Genomic DNA, 19386 nt, shown 5'->3' on the forward strand with positions numbered 1-19386 from the left:
TTGTACCATTTATTCAATTTTTTGACCTTAATCTTTTTCTATGAACTGCAAATAATGTAGATTGCCTGCAAATATATGCAAACGCAATGTTGTTGCGAACTTTTATTATATTTGAATATTAATCACACACAAAAAATGACTAAATTCTCAATTAAACCAATAGTCCTTGCTTCCGGACTATTCATGACTGCATCTTTTGGTTATGCGCAGGATAACCTGGTGAATTCTTTAAAAAACAACAAAACAGAGAACAGTGCTGCAGGTTTCACCTTTACTGACCTCATTAACCTGGAAAACACCCCGGTTAAAAACCAGGGATCTTCAGGTACTTGCTGGAGTTATTCTACGAACTCTTTCCTGGAATCAGAAATGATCCGTACAGGTAAAGAGCCGGTTGCCTTATCTGAAATCTTCTCTGCACGCAATGCCTACGTGGAAAAAGGTAAAAACTATGTACGTATGCATGGTGCCGTTACACTAGGTGATGGTGGTGCATTGCATGATGTCATTAACATGTTAAGAATGTATGGTGCAGTTCCGCAAGTCAATTACACAGGACTGAACTATGGCACTAAAGTGAACAAATTCGGTGAAATGGGTGCAATTACCAGCGGCGTATTAGAGGCTGTAGTAAAAAACCCAAACAAAACCTTAACGCCAAACTGGTTGAAAGCCTATACTTCAGTAATTGATTCTTATTTAGGTGAAGTGCCTAAAACTTTCGATTATAAAGGAAAAAGCTATACCCCGCAAACTTTTGCCAAACAAGTCGTAGGTCTTAATCCGGATGATTATGTAGAGTTATCTTCATTCAATGATCACCCTTACTATAGTAAATTCACTTTATTGGTACCGGATAACTGGTCATTTGACCAGGTGTATAATGTTAAAGTGAATGAGATCACCGAAACTATTGACAATGCATTAAAGAAAGGGTATACCGTAGCTTGGGCAACTGATGTGAGCGAAGCTTCTTTCTCTTATGCAAATGGCGTGGCATATGTCCCTGCTAAACCGGTAGAAGAAATGACAGCCCAGGAAAAGGCACAATTGTTCAGCGGCCCTAAACCAGAAATGGAAATCACTGCGGAAGTTCGTCAGGCAGCATTTGATAACTACCAGACTACAGATGACCATGGAATGCATATCGTTGGATTAGCCAAGGACCAAACGGGTAAAGAATACTATATCGTTAAAAACTCTTGGGGTGCAACAAACGACTATAAAGGTTATTTATACGTAACGAAAAACTTTGTTCAGTATAAGACTACTGCATTCTTATTGCATAAAGGTGCTATTCCAGCTGCCATCAGCAAAAAATTAGGCCTGTAGGCTCTGCCATTAAAAAATGGCTTACCGCTGAAGATTTCAGCTAAAATATAAAAAGCGGCTGTTTCAATGAAACAGCCGCTTTTTCGTTGTTTTTACCCGCCCCCTTTATGGGAGTATTTTCAAATATTCAATGCTCAGCGGCTCAGTTTACATCAATGAACTGCCCCTAAAAATTGTCTAACTTTTTAAGGGCAGTGTATAATGATCCTGCCGCTGTTTTTTATCTCAGAATCCTGGTTGGCTTCTTGTGTTCATCTATGGCCACAAAAGAAAATTCCCCGCTGACAGCCTTTTCACGGTGTTCGGAATACATTTGTTCTACAAAAATATCTACCCTTACTTTCATACTCGTATTTCCAACATAACTTACCGTTGCAATAAGTTCCACGATGGTTCCTGCGGCAATGGGTTTGGTAAAATCTATCCTGTCACTGCTTACGGTAACCATATGCTGCCTGCTGAATCGGGTGGCGGCAATAAATGCGACCTCATCCATCATCATCATCGCTGTTCCGCCAAATAATGTATCGTAATGGTTTGTGGTATTCGGGAATACAGTTTTAAATATTCTTGTCTCCGAAGCCCGGATCTTTTCTTCTAATGTCATTAATCTTGTTATATAAGTAGGATGAACCTAAATTATGCGCAGTTCAATCATGTTTAGCACAATCCTGCTCAGTGCAATCATGTTCAGCTTAAATTATCGTGAGGCCTTTATCAGGACCATCGTCATGACAACGGCTTCCCTATCTGTTCCCTAAAATACGATATGGATCACCTATGCAAGAATTATTTCGATCTGCTGTAGTTCTTCCGGGTCAAAACTCAGGTAATCCAGGCATTTAATGGAGTCTGCCAGTTGTTCCGGCCGGCTGGCACCGACAAGTACCGAGGTCACACGCTCATCGCGTAATATCCACGATAAAGCCATTTGCGCAAGTGTCTGTCCCCTTCCAGAGGCGATTTCATTCAGGGACCTGATCTGCTGCAACCGTTCCGGAGTAAGCTGGTTTTCCTGCAATGCGCCATGTGATTTTGCTACCCGTGAATCCTCAGGAATACCATGGAGGTATTTGTTCGTCAGTAATCCCTGGGCAAGTGGTGAGAATGGGATACACCCTACTCCTTCATTCCCCAATAGATCCAGCAATCCACCTTCAATCCAGCGCTCAAACATGGAATACTTAGGCTGATGGATTAAACACGGCGTTCCCAGTTCCTTGAGGATCTGAATCGCCTTTGCAGCTTCCGGGGCCTGATAGTTTGAAATCCCTACATATAAGGCTTTACCCTGACGGACAAAAAGATCCAATGTCGCCATCGTTTCCTCCAGTGGCGTTTCCGGATCCGGACGGTGGTGGTAGAAAATATCGACATAATCAATTCCCATACGTTTAAGGCTTTGGTCCAAACTGGAAACCAGGTACTTCTTTGATCCCCAATCCCCATACGGCCCATCCCACATCGTGTATCCCGCTTTGGAAGAGATGATCATCTCATCACGGTAGGTGGAGAAATCCTGTTTCAGGATCGTCCCGAAATTTTCTTCTGCTGATCCGGGAGGAGGACCGTAATTATTGGCGAGGTCAAAATGAGTGATCCCCTTGTCGAATGCAAGTTTGATGAGCTGACGTGAATTTTCGAATTGGTCCACATAACCGAAATTATGCCATAGTCCAAGTGAGATCGCAGGTAGTTTTATTCCACTTTTTCCGCAGCGGCGGTAAGTCATTTCTTTATAACGGCCAGGTTTTGCAATATAGCTCATAAGTATAATGTTAAAGATATCTGATAAAAAACAGCGTTCAGCAGAATGAAAAATCCTAAAAAGGTAAACCCCTGTTTAAATTTATATATCCTGCCAAATATATAAATTTAAAAAAGTACCTCCATTCCTACTGTCTTTATTTTTCATGATTTCATTAAGATAGAGTTGAGCTGTTCAGCAACGCATGATGAACCTCAGCTAAATACTACCCAGCTCCGTCTGTAAACGTTAAACTTAAGCAGGTTTCATCAGCATTCTTCATTGCTGTTTGCCAGATGTAATATTCTGCAGCTTTCATCAGAATAATTTATATTATAACTATATTTATCGTCAGTAATTTTGCAATAGAAGGATATGAAGAAAAAGATATTGGTAATGGAAAAGAATAAGGATATAGCTGACTTAATTCATATCATCCTTACCGACCAGGGTTATACTGTAGAATTGCTGTCTTCAAATGATAGTGTTTTTGATCATATACGAACATTTCATCCTGATGTTATCCTGTTGGATATCATCAATCCTACTGCAGAAGGAACAAAGCTGTGTGAAGAGATCAAAGCTGCAGAAGATACGTCCCATATCCCAGTAATTGTGCTGTCAACCCACCCTAAGGTAGCTGTAGTCAAAGAAATCTGTGCAGATGAAGTCATCCCCAAACCATTTGACATTTCAAATTTAGTCTCCATCGTGGAAGAACAGTTAATTTCTGCCTGATCTGTTTAAATCATTTGCTGAACAGCTCTTTAAAATCCGGAGCCCCTTCGCCAAACCTAACCGAAGTCCTGAATAGAATTTTTGCTTTGCAGAATTGAGCTTACACCAGCTAAAAATAACCTATAAATACATAAAAAAACAGGCTATTAAAAAGCAAGCAATGCGATCTTAATAGCCCATCATATCATTTGCTGTATACTTTACAGCTGGTGTTGCTTCTTCAGGAAATTCAGGTATTTCTTGTCATCCTCAAATAGTTCTTCCCCTTCCAGCTTATAGGCACGCCATAAATAATCGCCTGCATTTTTGTGGTCATTCAACTCGAAATACACCTCTCCCAGCCTTAACAGCACAAAAGGGTTGGCTTCTTCATCACCATAGATATACTGTGCGGCCAGCAAGGGTTCAAGCGCTTCCGTATATTTCGAATCATTAAAATAGGCATCACCGATAGAAGCCTGAAGCCATCCAGCCGCTTCCCAATCCTCTTTGGGCTCTGGCAATACGGCCAGTGCCTTGTTGAAATACGAAACCGCGGCAGGGTAATCTTCCTTATCCAGTTCCAGGTCTGCCTTCTCACAAAAATCATCGATGAGTGACTGCTGCTCTTCAGTCAGATCCTCGGCTTCTGCATCAGTTTGTGGCACAAAATCCTTTTTAAAGGCTTCAAATTCTTCCGCTGAAATTCTGGCGATGTGCAGGAAATCCGGATTAAAATCCTGAAAAACACTCCCCTTCTTCAGGCTGAATGCCAGCTTAAAGTTGACCCTCGCCTGATCAAGGTCATTCAGCGCATAATAAATACCCCCAAGTGTGACAAAATGGACCGGATGTTTCACCGTATCGGTTTTCATCAATTCCTTAAGGTAATCTGTCTCTTTCACAAAAAATGGGAGGGCTTTTTCCGGCTGTCCCGCCTGTTCATAAAAGGAGAAGATACTGTCCAGCAGGATATTTCCTATACTGTGGTTTTCTTTAGGGTCCGAAACCGATTCTTCGATCTCCAATAATAAAACTTCTGCTTCCTGATAGGCACCAGATTCTGCCAAAGCATACACCTGATCTATATGATCAAAAAACTCTTCTTCCTGCTCAGGGCTATAAATAATTGAATTCGACATTTACGAATATAGTTATAACGACTGGCTTTCCATCTGTTTTATAATTTTGTTCACTTCTGTCTCGGTAGAACGAAGTTTAGTCTGGCAGAAAGCGATCAGTTCTGATGCCCGTTTTACTTTTTCCGCAAGAACATCTACAGATACAGATTCAGTTTCTATTTCCTGTGCAATCAATGCCAGCTCAGCATAAGCGGCCTCATAATTCAAATTCTTTTCCATCTTTTGTTACTTTGGATAAAACCTTTGCCGTTAATTCAGCTCCGGACATGCTTACTGTTATTTCCGCTCCGGCAGTGATGCCAGCTGCATTACGCGCAATATTCCCATTTAACCTGACAATCGCGAATCCCTTATTTAAGATATTCTGCGGACTCATTAACCGGATGACCGAGGCATAATGACCGATATCCTGCTGTTTATTTACAAAATATAGCCTGTTAAATGACTTGATGTTTGCCACCAGGTTGTGGAGATCCTTATTCCGGTTTGAAATCATGATCCTGGGATTGGTCAGGATCCTGCCCGACAGGTGAATGATCTTCCTGTGCTGCTCATGTACATGCGTCTTCGCAGCATTAATGATCACCTGATTCCATTTATTCAGCTGTTCCTTATGGTAGGAAACCAGCTGAAACGTTTTGATCAGCATTTGCTGTTGCAAGGCGGTGATCGACTCCTCAAAATTTCTGTTGTGCGCAATCAGCAATTCCGCCACCCTGGTCGGTGTTTTGGTCGCCGTATGGGCCATCAAATCGACTATAGTCTCATTCTTCTGATGCCCTATGCCGGTAATCACCGGAATAGGAAACTTTGCAATGGCACGTGACAGTTCATAATTGTCGAAGATAAGGAAATCGAGCTGCGCCCCCCCTCCACGTATGATGACCAGCGCATCGTATGGAATTCCGGAAGCATACACCTCAATCAGTTTAGAAACGAAGTTTTTTGCGTTTCCCTCTCCCTGTACAAGGGCAAAATAATTGTCGATTTCGAAATGGTAACCGAAAGTATTGTTGTCCAGTGTATGCCTAAAATCCTGGTATCCGGCCGATGTTTCGGAAGAGACCAGGGCAATCCGCTGCAGGACTTTAGGTAAGGCCAGCTGACTGTTCCTGGTGATATATTGTCCATCCAGCAACCTGATAAAAGAAGGATTATCACGCAACAGTTTTTCCAGGGTCTCCTTCCGTTGCCGTTCGAACTGGCCAAGCGTAAAACTGGTATCGATATCCAGCAGGTTAAGCTGCAGCCCAAAGGACGGATTATACTGAACGGAGACCTGGATCAGGACATTAATGTCATTCTTAAACTGCTGACCCGTTACGCGTTCAAAATTTGAAATGTTTACCGCTGCATTTCCCCAGGCACGTCCCGCTACCTTTGCCAGGATTTTCGCAGAGGCTTTATCCTTTTCGACCAGTTCAAAATAATGGTAATTGGTCTGCGCTTTATAAGTATAACTGGTGATATCGGCAATGATCCAGAATGTCCTGCCCCCAAACACATCGCCGATTACGCTTTGGATTTGACCGGTAAGTTCAGATAGTTTAATTGACGGTTGGGTTGTCAAGGCAGTTCAATTCAGTGAAGTATAAAGTTAGAAATTCTGATCGTAAAAAAAGACTAACGGATGGCTGTCTCGAATTTATTGACCAATGACTTCAGGGCAGTATGCTTTAGCAGCCAGTTAAACAGGGCAATTCCGATGATGGCACACCCTATACCAGAAAATACATCCAGCAGGTAATGGTGACTGGCATACACTGCCGTAAACCAGATGCCAAGCATCACGACGGCAAAAAAGACATTGAAAAAGCCCAGTTTATTCTTTAAGCCATAATAAAGCACAATCACGGGATAAGAAGAATGTAGCGAAGGCATTGCCGCGAATACGTTGGAGCTCTTGCTGTAGATAGACTGGAAAACAGGCACATCAAAGAATTGGTCGAACTTAATCAATCCCGCAGTATTGCCTGGTGTATGGGCATGGAATACAAACCCATGGTATTGTACGTACCATGGCGGTGCCGCAGGGTACACATAATAAATCACAAAGCCAATCAGGTTAACCAGTACAAAAGTAAGGGAGAAATACAGGAACTGCTTCCTGTTGATAAAAAACAAACATCCTGCAAAGGCGAGCGGGACAGGAATCCACATCAGGTAAAAAATCCCTGTGGCTACATCTAAAAATGGTGTCCCGTGGACCCTCCAGTATTCATTTGGTGTCAATATGGTCCCATTGGCGCTGATGCCAAAGAATTGCTTTTCCAGATGGTACAATTCAGCAATATGCACCTCATTGTAAAGATAATTAGGAAAAGCCTTCATGTAATCAAACAAAATCCAGTATACCATAAATATGGAGAACCCCAGAATAAACTTCCGGGTTACAGCTGATGCATAATACATGGAATTAAAAATCAGGATCAGGACCAGCTGGTCGGATTTATAGCCTACAAGGAAATAAGATATCAAAAGATAAACCGCAGAGATTAAAGTGGTGCTGAGAAAATCTTTAAGGGTATAAAACTCTCTTTTCAGCTGTAGTTGTTCTGGCATTATTTCTTTGTAAAATCTGATCCCATTATCTTATCCCAGATAGAAGAACTTACTCCATACCCCTTTGTCGGATCTGAATAATGGTGCAGCATGTGGTGTTTTTTTAAGTTTTTCCAGAACGTACTTTTAAAATTGGCATGGTGCAAGGCATAATGGGTCATGTCATAAAACAGGTACCCAATTAAAAAACCTGCAAAAAATGCGTATATCGTTCCTTCAGGCAGCAAATATAGAAATAAAAAATAGAGTGCCAATGCCATAGGAATACTTGCCGAAGGTGGCATCACCAATCGTTTGGCATCATTGGGATAATCATGGTGTACCCCATGGAATATAAAATGTATCCGTTGCCCGATTTTTGATTTCGGATAAAAGTGGAATACAAACCGGTGTAAAATATATTCTGAGATGGTCCAGACAAATAAGCCCAGGGCCAGCCATCCGATAAAATGAAGCGCTGGCATATGCCGATCTGCAAATGACTTCCAGATCAGGTAAGCAATGACAGGAACATAAACGATAAGGGGTACGAAAAAGTGAACTTTTGACAGACTTTCAAAAAACTCACTTTTGAACATTCTGATGGAATCAGAAGAGTTCGAAATAAAATTCTTCTTCATGTGTGTAGGTAGTTTAAATTTTTATACGTTCAGTTATTGCAGTGTTAGTGGAAGTATTCAGCCCCCTGATGTCTACATATTTCACATTCGGCAACCAGAAAGATCCGCCTTCTATACGCAAAAATATACGTTCTATTTCAATCTTCTTGTTATTGACGGTCACGTAAACATGATATTTTTTATCATTTTCTGACTTCTGTAAATACATGGGTAATTTTTTATGGGATACGAAACGAAGTTCATACTGATCCTTGCCTAAAGCCTTGGATTCGATACCATAGGCAAACTTACGCTGAATATAACCCAATTCTTTTTTTTCGCCATTATCGCCATACCTCATCCAATACACCAGTACCGGGGCCGTTTTATCCACTACACCATTCTTATCCTCATTCAGCTGGCAGATGATGGTATTGGTATTCGGATCCCGCTGCAAAAAGAAGAGTTGGTTGACGATTCCCTTCGGCGTTGGAAATTTCAGCGGAGAGGGATTGCTCTGATCAGCCGCCTGCGCATACACAGCAGAAAGGCCCCCAAAACTCAGCAGTGTGGTAATAAGAAGGGTAGCCACGACTACAGGTGTTACTTTTTCTTTTTTAGTTTCTTTAACCTGAGTCGTCGTGTTGAACTCTTTTGCATCCAATGCTTTTTTTGCATCCCTTAACCTGTTAATAGCAGTAATATTGGTCATAAAGGCCATAATTGTAATTGGAATGGTAAAAATAGACATCGTTTCAAATATATGGAACGAAATTCCCGGCACATAGATTTTGAAATCACCTCCGATATAATGGCCGGCTATCCCACAAGCGATCGCACAGATTCCGATAGTAACCACACGCTCAGGACGCTGCATTAATCCCCCTTTACATTCCACACCCAATCCTTCAGCCCTTGCACGTGTATAACTCACCATCATGGAGCCGATGAGCGCGATAAATGCAAACAGGGAACTTAAAAAGTAATGGTGTGAGACCAGGTAATAACAAATGCCCAGGAACATGATCAGCTCACTGTAACGGTCCAGCACAGAATCATACAAGGCCCCAAAAACTGAACTCATATTTCCCAGCCGTGCCACCTGACCATCCAGCATATCAAATAAACCGGCGAACAAAACCAGGGCTCCACCCCAGCCTACATAAGAAAGCTCCCCCCTGTTACTGGCTTCTGCGCCGAAAACAAATATCACTGCCACACCAACATTCAACAACAAACCAATCGTAGTTACCGCATTGGGTGTTAAGCCCATACGGATCAGCCCCTTTACAAAAGGGTTGATGACCTTGTAAATCAGCTGTTGTAACCGGTCACGAAATGATAAAGTTTTCATATCTATATTATTCATCTTTTTTATTAAAAATCAAATTTAACCCTTGCCCTGATTCCCCATTCGGAAACATTGGGGTTATCAAGGTAATTGAAACGTTTTACCGCATCCACACGCAGTATTTTAAAAATATTGGCAATCCCCACACTTCCTTCCATATAAGGCTCTCTTCCCAGGGTATATGTCCTGCTGGTTCCATCCTCATTTGTAGGGAACTGCAATAATGAAGGATCATTATTGGGATTGTTCTCCTCCCTGATCGAACCATATAACATTTTTAACGATACCGTTTCCCTTAGTTTTAATCTTTTGATCAAAGGTATCTTATTAAAGAAGAATCCGTTAAAATTATGGTCGATATTTATACTTGCATAATGATCACTCACAAACTCCAGGAAATTCATCAGGTTGTAAGAATTCAACTGGTAAGCATAAGTCTGGTTGGCCCTGTGGATCGTCAGCAATGGAAAAGGAACCTTCCCGAAGATATATCCTCCTTCAACTGTGACATCAGAATAGCCTAACTGGGACAGATAAAAACGTTTATCTATACTTCCCATCAGGTTATGGTAATTGTATTGTCCTGCAAGGACACCTTTAAGCCCTGCTGTATAACGCAGGTTGATGATGGGATAGCGGTCAATAATAGGAATCCTGTAGATTTTGCCCTGGTAAAACTTCTCATTCGGTGCATAACGGAGACTCAAGGTAAGTTCAGAAGTATTAATTCCATCCACACTGTTCAGCGTATTGCCCTCAAAATTGTTGTAGAATAAAGAACCTCCCGGACGTTGTGTCCACTTACGGGCAGAAACCGTGTAGGAGAAATGGTTCTCAAATTCCTTTACGTAATCGATTTTATAAAAATCATTGTACAACAACATGTTATTCTCCCCACGTTTAAATGACAACAGGAAGTTATCCTCTTGCACAAACTGCAACTCCTGTCCGGGTATCTTGGTATCCCTCTGGAAACTTCCGCGGATATAGTTCTGAGGGAAGGAATAAATAGACTTGTTGTTGAGGGAATAGGTACCACTTAAAAAGTATTTCCATTTCTCATCCTTGAATCCATAGGCTGCATAAGTCTCAAAATAGTAACGTTTACTCAGTTCGGGTGTGGTGCGCCCACCCAGACGTAACCTGAAGCCTTCTACATTATTAAAGCTATAGAACGTATTGACAGGCCCCACTTCAAAAGGACCGAAGTTTTTATACCCCGCAAATAATAAAGTCACCAAATCCATGGTCCGCTTGAATGACGGAATAGTCTGCAGCGTATCTATATTTTTATAGATGCTGAGTTTCGCACGAAGTAAGGTATCCTGCTGACGCTGTCCGATCCAGAATTGATCTGGGCGAGTCTCTGCATCAGGAGCAGTAACCAATGAAGGACCATTAAAAAGCGTATCGGGTTGTTTATTGTTAATCTGATAATCCTTTATCAGGACGATACGCTGGCCCGTAAATCCCCCACCCTTATTCTGGTTTAACCCAAAATCTACGGTCAGGTCGGTTTTAGATAAATGATACCTTCCGTCAGTATTTTTCTCAAAAAAGAGCTTTGCTTCCAATGCCCTTACGAAATTCAGGTTGATATTCTTATTTACAGTCAGGAAGGCATTCTGAACAGCATAATTGCCATCCATAGTGACATACATCCTTCCTTCAAACAACAGGTCGGTATTGTTACGCGGGATGAAAGAAAGTTCAATCAGTTTCTGTCCTTCTGCCTGTACCGTATCTGTGATAAAGAATTTATAAAAAGTCGGTGAGGCATCTGCGATCGGACTCAGGAACTGGTTACTCACCAGTGAAATATTGCTTTCATAAATATTTACATCGGCATACATCCGTTCAAAATATTTACTTAAGCCTTTTGTATCCACAAACTTGCTGTCATAATTGACATGTTTGTCACCCAAAAGGATTGTTTTCTTCTTATCCGGAGATTTCTGCAGGTAATTCTGGGAGAATTTCTCTTCCATAAATATGGGCAGGGTAAGCTTGCCACCGATCTTTGTAGAATCCTGCTCTTCAAACAGGAACTGGTAATTTTTGAAAATCCGCTTATTTTTAAATTTATCAGACAGGTTGCTCAGGGAGAATGCCATCTGCTCATACTGTTTGTATTCTACCTGATCATAAGCCTTATTCTGGTTTTTAGCCTTATTTTCTATGACTTTCCGGATCAGCTCTACTGCAGGATTATTTTTATTGCGATAAGCCGGTCTTTTATTGGAACTGATCACGACTTCATTCAATTTTTGCGCATCAGATTGCAATTTCACATTCACCACCTGTGTCTGTCCGGGTTTAATATCAACAAAGGTGGTTTTATATCCCACATAACTAAACTGAAGCGTTGGGTGTGTTTCTGAGGTCACAATAGTGAATTTTCCATCCACATCTGTTTTGGTAATGATATTCGTCCCTTTAAACAATACGGTAACATAAGGTAAAGGGTCTTTATCGGCCACATCACTGACCACACCGCTGATGATCGTCTTTGGTATTTGAGCGGCTGCCTGAAAGCCCAGTGGTAGAATAAAGGCGAACAGATATATAATTTTTTTGAGTTGTGTTTTCATCAGTAAACAATTGTCTTTTTATCGGTTATGAAGCGCCCAGGGTCATTTTTATTCCTGTTTTGAGCAGTGTGCCCCTGGTGGTTTCATCAGTAATTATTTTTGTCAGGCTATGAACTCATCATAACCCCGTATTTCATTTGATCAGGTAGTCTTAAGCTCATGCGGGTGACCGGAACGTATTTTCCCGGAATAGTTGTATGCCCTGCATGAGCGGATTCATTAAAAAGTGTTGGTCGTTTGCTCATAATTTTTTCTGATTAAATGAAGACAAATTTCTTTTGCATCAGGAAATTATAGCCTGTTCCCACGGTACAAGAAATGATTATTTTTGACAGTATATAATTCACATGCAGATAGTGGGTAACAAGATATACTCCTGCAGTGGTTAAAGCCAGGTTACCGGCCCATACCAGAATATATTTAATGATCTGTAATTTGACGTTCCGCTCCCTTGCATCAAATACCCAATTCCGGCCCATCGTAAAGTTCACAATCCCTCCAACCGTAGTACCAGTCACACTACCAAGCAAATACCAGAAATGAAATACCTGAGTACAGACTAATGTGGTAAGAAAGTCAATAATTGAGGCCGACAAAGACGCGACCTGAGCTTTTACAAAAGTCGCCATTCCTATATAATAATTAATCGTACAATTACCTGCAAAACGATATTGGCATATACGCCTGCAAGAACATCATCAAACATTACGCCCCAGCCACCAGGCAAATTTTCCAGCTTTCTGATAAATAATGGCTTCAGGATATCAAAGAAACGAAACAAGATTAATCCCATCAGAATATTCAGAGGCGTAACAGGAATCCAGAGCAGGGTAATGCACATTCCAGCAACCTCATCGATCACTACGCGGTTATGGTCTTTCCCCCATATGGCCTCCACAACATTGCCTGACCATATACCGAGTACCGTAATTAAAACAGTGGCAATCAGTGCGGGAATAAAATTAAATTCACCAGCTTGCGCAAAATACCATACCACACAGGTAACAGCAGCGGCAGCAGTGCCAGCGCCCTTTCCGATGTAGCCGATGCCTAAGCTCGTGGATGTAATTTTATGAAACAGCATTGATGTCAATTTTTTAATTATTCTTATTTTTTTATAATCCCCTATTCAATTTTTCTATAACCATTTATTAGACAGATACCACTTAATGGTTTCCCCAAGCCCCTTTTCCAGGTTGTATTCCGGAAGAAAGCCAAGATCTGTAGTCACTCCCTTAATACTGCAAGCCCAGTTCACAGCGGTCAGTTCCCCCATTTTTTCTTTATTTAATGCCGGGGCATTTTTTGATTTGGAATAAAGAAGCTCCATCAGGGAAGCCAGGGCAGAAACAGCAAATACAGGAAGATGAAACTTAATCGTTTTTTTCTTCAGTACATTCTTTACACCATCTGCAAGTGCATAACGGTTATAGATATGACCATCAGACACATTATAACTCCTGTTTGTTACATTGGAAAACAGTGATTTTACAATGATATCAGCCAGGTCCTTTACATAAATAAAACTGATTTGCTGATTGAATTTCCCAATATGCGGTTCCAGTCCTTTATTGATGGTTTGTAGCAGTATAAATATATCTTTCTCCCTTGGACCATAAACAGCAGTCGGACGGATAACGATGAGCGGTAGCCCCTCAATTTCTGAAAGGTACTTTTCAGCCAGTAGCTTACTTGCACCATAATTGGTTACAGGATGGCCAGCGCCTGTATCCTGAATCACACTATTAAAGTCACTCAGGGGACCTAAAGCTGCCAGACTGCTGACAAAGACAAATTTCTCCAGCTGGATATTTGCAGCTACAGCTGCCATGGCTAGATTTTTTGAGTATACTGCATTGACTTCTTCATACTCCTCTTTTGTTTTGGCCTTTGTAACGCCGGAAGCATGAATGATATAATGGTATTGTTTTTCTTCTAATTCTTTTTGGAGAAGGTCTACCCGACTAAAATCGAGATGGGTAAACTGGATATCAAATTCTTTCAGGTGTTGCACATCACTACTGGGACGTACAGCTGCAAAGACTTCAAGACCTGAGGCTGTAGCTGCAGAAATTAAATGGTATCCAACGAAACCACTTGCACCAGTAATCAACACTCTTTTTTTCATCTTCTCTTTTGTTTTTCAACTGCCTGAAGCCAGTAGAAATTCATATCTCCGGAGAATTAATGGATGATCAATAATCCAGATATGCAGTTGAAATACTTTGTTTTAAATCCGCAGATAAAATAACACCTGATGAAGGATTATCTTATCTGCAGTAATATTAAAATTATATACTCACCTTAACAGGTGTAATCTGTACTTCTTTAAAGGCAGCATACATCTTCTCTACAGCTTCTTCGATCTGTGCAAAACTATGTGTTGCCATTAGTGAGAACCTGATCAATGAAGAGTCGGACGGTACAGCCGGTGAAACCACAGGATTTACAAAAATCCCGTTTTTGTGTAAGATATTCGTGATCAGGAAGGTTTTATCATTATCTCTGATATAAACCGGAATGATTGGACTATCTGTATGGCCGATATCAAAACCGGCTTCTAAAAGTAGTTTTTTTGCATAGTTCGTGTTATCCCAAAGTTTATCAATACGTTCTGGTTCTGATTCAATAATATCCAGTGCAGCAATGACACTTGCTACAGCTGAAGGTGGCATACTTGCACTGAACATCAATGACCTTGCCCTATGTTTAATGAATTCAATCGTTTCATTGCTGGCGGCAATAAAACCACCCAATGAAGCCAGTGACTTGCTGAAAGTTCCCATAATCAGGTCTACCTTATCGGTAAGATTGAAATGTGAAGCCACTCCGGAACCATTAAATCCGATCACACCCAGACTATGGGCATCATCCATCATTATATTGGCACCAAATTCTTCAGCCAGTTTTACAATTTCAGGCAACTTCACAATATCACCCTCCATACTGAAAATCCCGTCCGCAACAATCAGCTTCGCTGAATCTTCCGGCAACCTGCTCAATTTCTTGCGCAGATCATCCATATCATTGTGTGCATACTTGATCGTACGTGAAAATGAGAGTCTGCTGCCATCTATAATAGAAGCATGGTCATACTCATCAAGAATCAGATAATCATTACGTTCCAATAAACAGGAAATTACACCCAAGTTCACCTGGAAACCTGTACTAAAGAGTACAGCCGACTCCTTACCGACATAAGCAGCAAGCCTTCTTTCCAACTCAAGATGTATGTCAAGCGTACCATTTAAAAAGCGCGATCCCGCACACCCTGTCCCATACTTGTCAATAGCTAATTTTGCCGCCTCTTTGATCTTCGGATGATTGGTTAACCCCAAATAAGAGTTAGACCCAAACATCAAAACTTTATTGCCTTCAATAATAACCTCAGTGTCTTGTGCCGACTCTATTGACCGGAAGTATGGATATAATCCCTTTTCCTTAATTGCAGTTGCATCTTTAAAAGCAGCAACTCTATCGCTCAATTTTTTACGCATGCCTGAATTGTATAATGTTTACTTCAGATAGATTCATAAATTTATTTTTTTTCATGTACGTATTTCTCAATAAATACAGCCATGAAACATCATCTAATATATTAAAAATATGTTAATTTTAGGATAAGACAAAAGTAAAATATTCCCCGACCATAATCGTATTTGAGTCTATAATATTATTGTCAAATAAAATAATCACAACAAAAATAGATTTATTCCGTCTTATGGTCTAAGATTATCTCCTATTTTTTTACCTATACCTTCGATTAGCATATCAATCATTTCGTCAAAATATTCGTTCTTCCTGATTTCTTTGGCTTCCACACTTAAAGGAAAATGAAGTCCCCTGAAAAAAGTTACAATGATAAACGACATCTTATTCATACGTTCAAGAGAAATCTCCTTGAATTCGCCCGATTGACTCCCTCCTAAAAGAATCTCGCGGATCATATCAATCTGAATCTGTTCATACCTTGATTTTATGGCAATCAGCATTCGCATACTTTCCACAATATCATCAAAAAGAACTTCTCTAAAACTATGAAACCCAATAATAGAGGTGATTTGGGCCTGTAAAAATGCTTTGAGCTTATCTTTGGCAGTAAATGATAAATTAACAGCTTCACGGATACGTTTCACTACATTTTTCATCTCATCTTCCACCACCGCTTCAAAGATTTCACTTTTACTTGGGAAGTAATAGTATAAAGTACTCTTACCCTTGCCGGCCGCCGTAGCTATCTCTTCCATAGTCGTTTTTTTCAGACCATGTTTACCGAATAACTTCTTCGCTCCCGCCAGAATCTCCTTTATGACAATTTCATCTTTTTCCATGCAATCGGACAAATATAAGTAGACCAAAAATCAAATCTAGTCCAAAAGTATTATAAATATCTCATCTATAATAAAATTTGTTCACTTACTACATTAAAATGATATTCATGTTAAATCAAGGTTATTTCAATCGGGTAAGAGTACTGGGGGAATTATTGTCCTTCTTTCTTCTTTCTCAGGTCTTCCCTGTCATATAGATCAATCAGTTTACCCTGCAAACGGATCACTGAAAACTCCAGCTCTACAACTTTCTTCCTCAAGAATTCCAGTTCTTCGGTCTGCTCCGTCTTGTCCTCTTCCCCAACATTTAACAGCTGGCGGATATTCAGGTCATGCACTTTTGCAATCTGGTTAATCCTGCTGAAATTCGGATCCGTGATCCCTGTTTCCAACTTAGAATAAGCAGGAATAGAGACGTCAAGAAGCTCTGCCATTTTTTTCTGATTGTACCCCTTTTTCTGTCGGAGAATTTTAAATTTCTGTCCTAATGTTTTCATTATAAAAATAAATTAATTGGTGAGTTTGTTTGAAATAAAATTAAGAATTATTTAACACAAATTTTATACTATTATTAATGAAATAATTGCCGTCATTATATTTACCCATACACTCTTACATAAAGACAAATCTTATAAAGAAAAATACCCAAAAAAACCGCTTCTAAATAACATTAGAGGCGGCTTATGAAAAATAAATATTTATGACACCAGGGATTAGAACAACATTAAAGAGTGGATTTTATGACATTATTTTAATTTTTTAACACTTTTACCTCCCTTTTTTAGGGTATATAACTGTCCGATTCTATAATTCCGACAATTTAAAAAGCCAAAAAAATTCTTATTTCATCATATATTAGCTTCCATCTTAAACAAACTGACTAAAATGAGAGCCTGATTTTTACACCGCTGTTCAGCAGTTTCAGTTCCTGGTCGGAAAGTTTTCCCATCGGGATTTTTACGAATGGCTCTACAATAATATTGTATCTGTTGAATAGATGTTGTTGTCGGCCCACTGAAAAATTAAAGAAGCCCAGATAGCTGTTGCCTTTCAAAGGAGATTCTACAGCGTAATCTGCGAAAGCTTCACTTTTCACTTCCTGGAAAGAAGCAACCTGTCCAGTTTGGGGGTCAGTCGCTGTCCTTAAAAATTCTGCCGTCTTCACATAAGTATTGCTTCTTTTATCGTTCAGCACATTGAAATAAGAGACACCAGCAGAAGCGTAGAAATTTTTATTTACATGGTAGACCAGACCAAGAGGTATATCTATTGCACTGATATTCGCCTCAACCCCTGTCAGCTGGCTTGTATTCAGTGCACTGGCGAATGACGCTGAACTCATTGGCTGGGACACCGCGTTGCCTGCGTCCAGACGTACCATCGAAACTCCAGAGCTTACCGAGAATTTTTCCGATAATTTATAAGCGGTGGTAATCCCCGCTCCCAGGTTGACATTGGACTTGACCAACGTGGGTGAAAGCTCAATACCGAAATCCCACTTGTTACTTTTTTCCTTTTTCCGGCGGGCTACCGCCACTTGTGTCGACCGCGATTCAGACAACAGGAAATCCGCCGTACTTTGCGGAACAGCATTTACTGAACTATCCCTTTCATTTGCGCCGGAAATGGCTGCGCGTTCCGGATGCGTAACAACATATGGTCCAGTTACAGAAATATCCGGAGTTTTGGGTACAATGGGTTCAGGCTGCACTGCGGCAACAGACCGATCTTCAGTCGTCCCACCATTCACTTGCCTGGATTTCAAGGCCAAGATCCTGTTAGCCCCCTGTACCCGCGCCGGATTTACCAGCTTACTTTTCTCCGCTTTCGGATCAGTAAGCCTTGCCTTTGCAGGCTGATTGCCATCTGCCTCTTTCCATTCATTTTTCTTTTCCTCCTTCTTCAGCTCAGGCGTAGCAGTTGCTACAAGTTCTTGGGCATCAAACAAATCTTTCAAATTAAATGGCAATACGGAAACCATAAGAAAAAGTGCAGCAGCGATCTTCATCCACATCGGAAAAAGCGGAGCTACTTTATTCTTTTCACCTGCCTTCGAAAACGCTTCCCACTCTCCCGGAACATACTCCTCCTCGTACCCACTGAGGAGGTCTGTGATTCCTTCTATAAGTTCTTTTTTAGCTGGATCTTTCATTCATACTATCTTTTATTGGCCATGATCAATCGTCACCACCTGTTTATTTCTTTATTTGAGCTGTTTGCGCTGAAATGTTCATCATTTGTGAATATTCATACTATCACTATAAAGTGTCCTCAATTTCTGTTTTGCCCTGGTCAGGTAGGTCCGGCTTGAGCTCACAGGAATATTGATTAATGAGGAAATCTCGTCGTGGCTATATCCTTCAATCTCGTATAAATTGAACACTGTCCGATGCAGGTCAGGCAACTCATACAGCAATTTCATCACATCTTCTACAAAGAGCTGCTCTTCAACTGCTACATAACTGTCACCGATATCGTTGTATTCCTCTACCAGTGTCAGTGCCAGCTTATTTGCCCTCAAGCGGTCGAGCGAAGTGCGTACAGTTATTGTAGCCAACCAAGCCTTAAATGTTTTCTGAAAAGTCAGGGAGTCATTGTCATGCCTGAAATCATACATAGTTTTAAATGCTTTCATAAAACTATCATTCACAACTTCCTTGGCAGTACTTCTATCTTTAATATAGCGGGTGGAAATTCCCATCAGATACCCCCAGTAATGGACATATATACGTTCTTGTATACGCTCATCGCGGGCACTAAGTCCCTTAATGATCTCCTGGAACATTATACTTTTATTATCCACGCTTTGTTAAGCCTATCTGATCAATCAATACCTAATAATTATGCCGCGTAGATACGCAGGTTGCCAATTCTTCCTCTTTCAAAAAGACCTGATTACCGGTATAAACGCGAGGGGTTCAGTAAACGCTACAACAACCTGAAATTAATTCCGCAGAGCCCCCTTTAACAAATTTAGTAAAAAGAACTGTAGCGTTTTCGAATCCCCCCCCGTT

General features: G+C 40.7%; 19 protein-coding genes. 2 read left to right on the forward strand and 17 right to left on the reverse strand.

Going from position 1 to position 19386, the window contains the following annotated elements; translation table 11 throughout:
- Nucleotides 1-135: 135 nt before the first annotated feature.
- Nucleotides 136-1332, forward strand: a complete 1197-nt coding sequence (locus ACSBL2_RS17715; protein WP_442587884.1) for an aminopeptidase C — start codon at nucleotides 136-138, stop codon at nucleotides 1330-1332.
- Between the two features lie 220 nt (nucleotides 1333-1552).
- Here ACSBL2_RS17715 and ACSBL2_RS17720 read toward each other — a convergent pair whose 3' ends face one another.
- Both ACSBL2_RS17720 and mgrA read right to left on the reverse strand, forming a co-directional pair.
- Complete coding sequence (locus ACSBL2_RS17720; protein WP_442587885.1) at nucleotides 1553-1939, reverse strand: acyl-CoA thioesterase; 387 nt, start codon at nucleotides 1937-1939, stop codon at nucleotides 1553-1555.
- 171 nt (nucleotides 1940-2110) lie between these two features.
- Entirely contained in the window at nucleotides 2111-3100 is a 990-nt protein-coding gene (gene mgrA / locus ACSBL2_RS17725) for an L-glyceraldehyde 3-phosphate reductase (protein ID WP_442587886.1), read from the reverse strand.
- Nucleotides 3101-3454: 354 nt separating this feature from the next.
- Here mgrA and ACSBL2_RS17730 point away from each other — a divergent pair, with 354 nt between their 5' ends.
- Complete coding sequence (locus ACSBL2_RS17730) at nucleotides 3455-3817, forward strand: response regulator transcription factor (RefSeq protein ID WP_442587887.1); 363 nt, start codon at nucleotides 3455-3457, stop codon at nucleotides 3815-3817.
- A 200-nt stretch (nucleotides 3818-4017) separates the two neighbouring features.
- Here the strand turns inward: ACSBL2_RS17730 and ACSBL2_RS17735 are convergent, their stop codons facing one another.
- From ACSBL2_RS17735 to ACSBL2_RS17805, 15 genes are all read right to left on the reverse strand, one after another.
- Nucleotides 4018-4938, reverse strand: coding sequence for a tetratricopeptide repeat protein (locus ACSBL2_RS17735; protein ID WP_442587888.1), 921 nt, complete (start codon nucleotides 4936-4938; stop codon nucleotides 4018-4020).
- Between the two features lie 12 nt (nucleotides 4939-4950).
- The gene (gene xseB / locus ACSBL2_RS17740; protein WP_442587889.1) at nucleotides 4951-5157 is read right to left on the reverse strand and encodes an exodeoxyribonuclease VII small subunit; all 207 of its coding nucleotides are present in this window, start codon (nucleotides 5155-5157) and stop codon (nucleotides 4951-4953) included.
- Nucleotides 5135-6508 (reverse strand): exodeoxyribonuclease VII large subunit, encoded by a 1374-nt coding sequence (gene xseA / locus ACSBL2_RS17745; protein WP_442587890.1) that lies wholly within the window; start codon nucleotides 6506-6508, stop codon nucleotides 5135-5137. The genes xseB and xseA overlap by 23 nt, the downstream gene beginning before the upstream one ends.
- Nucleotides 6509-6561: 53 nt before the next feature.
- Nucleotides 6562-7500: a phosphatase PAP2 family protein gene (locus ACSBL2_RS17750; RefSeq protein WP_442587891.1), complete on the reverse strand. Its 939-nt coding sequence runs from the start codon at nucleotides 7498-7500 to the stop codon at nucleotides 6562-6564.
- The gene (locus tag ACSBL2_RS17755; RefSeq protein ID WP_442587892.1) at nucleotides 7500-8120 is read right to left on the reverse strand and encodes a sterol desaturase family protein; all 621 of its coding nucleotides are present in this window, start codon (nucleotides 8118-8120) and stop codon (nucleotides 7500-7502) included. Before ACSBL2_RS17755 ends, ACSBL2_RS17750 begins: the two co-directional genes overlap by 1 nt.
- 13 nt (nucleotides 8121-8133) lie before the next feature.
- Nucleotides 8134-9453 carry a DUF4833 domain-containing protein gene (locus tag ACSBL2_RS17760; protein ID WP_442587893.1) on the reverse strand — a complete coding sequence of 440 codons (1320 nt, stop codon included), beginning with the start codon at nucleotides 9451-9453 and terminating at the stop codon, nucleotides 8134-8136.
- Nucleotides 9454-9476: 23 nt separating this feature from the next.
- Nucleotides 9477-12041 (reverse strand): DUF5686 family protein, encoded by a 2565-nt coding sequence (locus ACSBL2_RS17765; RefSeq protein ID WP_442587894.1) that lies wholly within the window; start codon nucleotides 12039-12041, stop codon nucleotides 9477-9479.
- A 257-nt stretch (nucleotides 12042-12298) separates the two neighbouring features.
- On the reverse strand, nucleotides 12299-12670 hold the full coding sequence (locus tag ACSBL2_RS17770) for a GtrA family protein (protein WP_442587895.1): 372 nt from the start codon (nucleotides 12668-12670) through the stop codon (nucleotides 12299-12301).
- A 2-nt stretch (nucleotides 12671-12672) separates the two neighbouring features.
- Entirely contained in the window at nucleotides 12673-13125 is a 453-nt protein-coding gene (locus tag ACSBL2_RS17775) for a phosphatidylglycerophosphatase A family protein (RefSeq protein ID WP_442587896.1), read from the reverse strand.
- 54 nt (nucleotides 13126-13179) lie between these two features.
- A complete protein-coding gene (locus tag ACSBL2_RS17780) occupies nucleotides 13180-14169 on the reverse strand; it encodes an NAD-dependent epimerase/dehydratase family protein (RefSeq protein WP_442587897.1) in 990 nt (329 codons plus the stop codon).
- Between the two features lie 163 nt (nucleotides 14170-14332).
- The gene (gene spt, locus ACSBL2_RS17785) at nucleotides 14333-15538 is read right to left on the reverse strand and encodes a serine palmitoyltransferase (RefSeq protein ID WP_442587898.1); all 1206 of its coding nucleotides are present in this window, start codon (nucleotides 15536-15538) and stop codon (nucleotides 14333-14335) included.
- 222 nt (nucleotides 15539-15760) lie between these two features.
- On the reverse strand, nucleotides 15761-16372 hold the full coding sequence (locus tag ACSBL2_RS17790; protein ID WP_442587899.1) for a TetR/AcrR family transcriptional regulator: 612 nt from the start codon (nucleotides 16370-16372) through the stop codon (nucleotides 15761-15763).
- A 152-nt stretch (nucleotides 16373-16524) separates the two neighbouring features.
- Nucleotides 16525-16869 (reverse strand): helix-turn-helix domain-containing protein, encoded by a 345-nt coding sequence (locus tag ACSBL2_RS17795; RefSeq protein ID WP_442587900.1) that lies wholly within the window; start codon nucleotides 16867-16869, stop codon nucleotides 16525-16527.
- A gap of 383 nt (nucleotides 16870-17252) precedes the next feature.
- Nucleotides 17253-18524: a hypothetical protein gene (locus ACSBL2_RS17800; protein WP_442587901.1), complete on the reverse strand. Its 1272-nt coding sequence runs from the start codon at nucleotides 18522-18524 to the stop codon at nucleotides 17253-17255.
- Between the two features lie 81 nt (nucleotides 18525-18605).
- Nucleotides 18606-19157, reverse strand: a complete 552-nt coding sequence (locus ACSBL2_RS17805; protein ID WP_442587902.1) for an RNA polymerase sigma factor — start codon at nucleotides 19155-19157, stop codon at nucleotides 18606-18608.
- Between the last annotated feature and the right edge of the window lie 229 nt (nucleotides 19158-19386).

Source organism: Pedobacter sp. AW31-3R, from assembly GCF_052180285.1.
Lineage (GTDB): Bacteria > Bacteroidota > Bacteroidia > Sphingobacteriales > Sphingobacteriaceae > Pedobacter.

Bases quoted from the DNA above. Each gene is read 5' to 3' on its own strand.
- ACSBL2_RS17715 (WP_442587884.1), top strand. From the start codon at position 136: ATGACTAAATTCTCAATTAAACCAATAGTCCTTGCTTCCGGACTATTC.
- ACSBL2_RS17720 (WP_442587885.1), bottom strand. From the start codon at position 1,939: ATGACATTAGAAGAAAAGATCCGGGCTTCGGAGACAAGAATATTTAAA.
- mgrA (WP_442587886.1), bottom strand. From the start codon at position 3,100: ATGAGCTATATTGCAAAACCTGGCCGTTATAAAGAAATGACTTACCGC.
- ACSBL2_RS17730 (WP_442587887.1), top strand. From the start codon at position 3,455: ATGAAGAAAAAGATATTGGTAATGGAAAAGAATAAGGATATAGCTGAC.
- ACSBL2_RS17735 (WP_442587888.1), bottom strand. From the start codon at position 4,938: ATGTCGAATTCAATTATTTATAGCCCTGAGCAGGAAGAAGAGTTTTTT.
- xseB (WP_442587889.1), bottom strand. From the start codon at position 5,157: ATGGAAAAGAATTTGAATTATGAGGCCGCTTATGCTGAGCTGGCATTG.
- ACSBL2_RS17750 (WP_442587891.1), bottom strand. From the start codon at position 7,500: ATGCCAGAACAACTACAGCTGAAAAGAGAGTTTTATACCCTTAAAGAT.
- ACSBL2_RS17755 (WP_442587892.1), bottom strand. From the start codon at position 8,120: ATGAAGAAGAATTTTATTTCGAACTCTTCTGATTCCATCAGAATGTTC.
- ACSBL2_RS17760 (WP_442587893.1), bottom strand. From the start codon at position 9,453: ATGAAAACTTTATCATTTCGTGACCGGTTACAACAGCTGATTTACAAG.
- ACSBL2_RS17765 (WP_442587894.1), bottom strand. From the start codon at position 12,041: ATGAAAACACAACTCAAAAAAATTATATATCTGTTCGCCTTTATTCTA.
- ACSBL2_RS17770 (WP_442587895.1), bottom strand. From the start codon at position 12,670: ATGGCGACTTTTGTAAAAGCTCAGGTCGCGTCTTTGTCGGCCTCAATT.
- ACSBL2_RS17775 (WP_442587896.1), bottom strand. From the start codon at position 13,125: ATGCTGTTTCATAAAATTACATCCACGAGCTTAGGCATCGGCTACATC.
- ACSBL2_RS17780 (WP_442587897.1), bottom strand. From the start codon at position 14,169: ATGAAAAAAAGAGTGTTGATTACTGGTGCAAGTGGTTTCGTTGGATAC.
- spt (WP_442587898.1), bottom strand. From the start codon at position 15,538: ATGCGTAAAAAATTGAGCGATAGAGTTGCTGCTTTTAAAGATGCAACT.
- ACSBL2_RS17790 (WP_442587899.1), bottom strand. From the start codon at position 16,372: ATGGAAAAAGATGAAATTGTCATAAAGGAGATTCTGGCGGGAGCGAAG.
- ACSBL2_RS17795 (WP_442587900.1), bottom strand. From the start codon at position 16,869: ATGAAAACATTAGGACAGAAATTTAAAATTCTCCGACAGAAAAAGGGG.
- ACSBL2_RS17800 (WP_442587901.1), bottom strand. From the start codon at position 18,524: ATGAAAGATCCAGCTAAAAAAGAACTTATAGAAGGAATCACAGACCTC.
- ACSBL2_RS17805 (WP_442587902.1), bottom strand. From the start codon at position 19,157: ATGTTCCAGGAGATCATTAAGGGACTTAGTGCCCGCGATGAGCGTATA.